This is a genomic window from Pseudomonas sp. (assembly GCF_037994325.1).
Classification (GTDB): Bacteria; Pseudomonadota; Gammaproteobacteria; order Pseudomonadales; family Pseudomonadaceae; genus Aquipseudomonas.
Window position 1 is genome coordinate 1 of record NZ_JBBNAH010000284.1, and the last position, 1,159, is coordinate 1,159.

Genomic DNA, 1,159 nt, shown 5'->3' on the forward strand with positions numbered 1-1,159 from the left:
TGATATCAATGGCTCGACCGTGGAAAGCACCGGTCTGGGTTTGGATATCGGCGATGCCGACCGTATCTGCTACCCCATTCCCAACACCCTGTGTAATGAGCCTTGGCAGAAGCGTCCGACCGCGCAACTGTTAATGACCATGCACGAGCTGGAAGGCGAGCCGTTTTTCGCTGACCCGCGGGAAGTGTTGCGGCAGGTGGTCGCGAAGTTCGACGAACTGGGCCTTACCATTTGCGCTGCGTTTGAACTTGAGTTTTACCTGATCGACCAAGCCAACGTGAACGGCCGGCCTCAACCGCCGCTGTCGCCACTGTCAGGCAAGCGTCCGATCTCCACCCAGGTGTATCTGATCGATGACCTGGACGAGTACGCCGAATGTCTGCAAGACATTCTCGAAGGCGCCAAAGAGCAGGGCATTCCTGCTGACGCCATCGTTAAGGAAAGTGCTCCAGCGCAATTCGAAGTCAACCTTCACCATGTGGCCGACCCCATCAAGGCGTGCGACTACGCCCTGCTGCTCAAGCGTCTGGTGAAAAACATCGCCTATGACCATGAGATGGACACCACCTTCATGGCCAAGCCGTACCCGAACCAAGCGGGCAACGGTTTGCACGTGCACATTTCCATTCTGGATAAAGACGGCAACAACATCTTTGCCTGCGACGACCCAGAACAAAATGCGCCGCTGCGCCATGCCATTGGCGGTGTGCTGGAAACCATGTCGGCGTCGATGGCGTTCCTTTGCCCGAACGTCAACTCTTACCGTCGTTTCGGCGCGCAGTTCTATGTGCCGAACTCGCCGAGCTGGGGCATCGACAACCGTACCGTGGCCCTGCGCGTACCCAACGACACCCGCGACGCGGTGCGTATTGAGCACCGTGTTGCTGGCGCCGACGCCAACCCGTACTTGCTGCTCTCGGCCGTATTGGCCGGCGTGCACCACGGCTTGACCAACAAAATCGAGCCGAGCCCGCCCGTAGAAGGCAACTCCTACGAGCAGAACGAGCAGAGCCTGCCGAACAACCTGCGCGATGCACTGCGCGAGCTGGACGACAGCGAAGTCATGGCCCGTTACATCGACCCGATGTACATCGACGTGTTCGTGGCGTGCAAGGAAAGCGAGCTGGCCGAGTTCGAGAACTCCATCTCCGACCTTGAG

The 1,159-nt window shown here is 58.8% G+C and carries 1 protein-coding gene; it reads left to right on the forward strand.

Annotation, left to right across the window (positions count from 1 at the left end):
- Window positions 1–1,159, forward strand: a 1,159-nt coding sequence (locus tag AAAB16_RS09550; RefSeq protein WP_340663119.1) for a glutamine synthetase family protein, incomplete at both ends; no start/stop codon positions are given.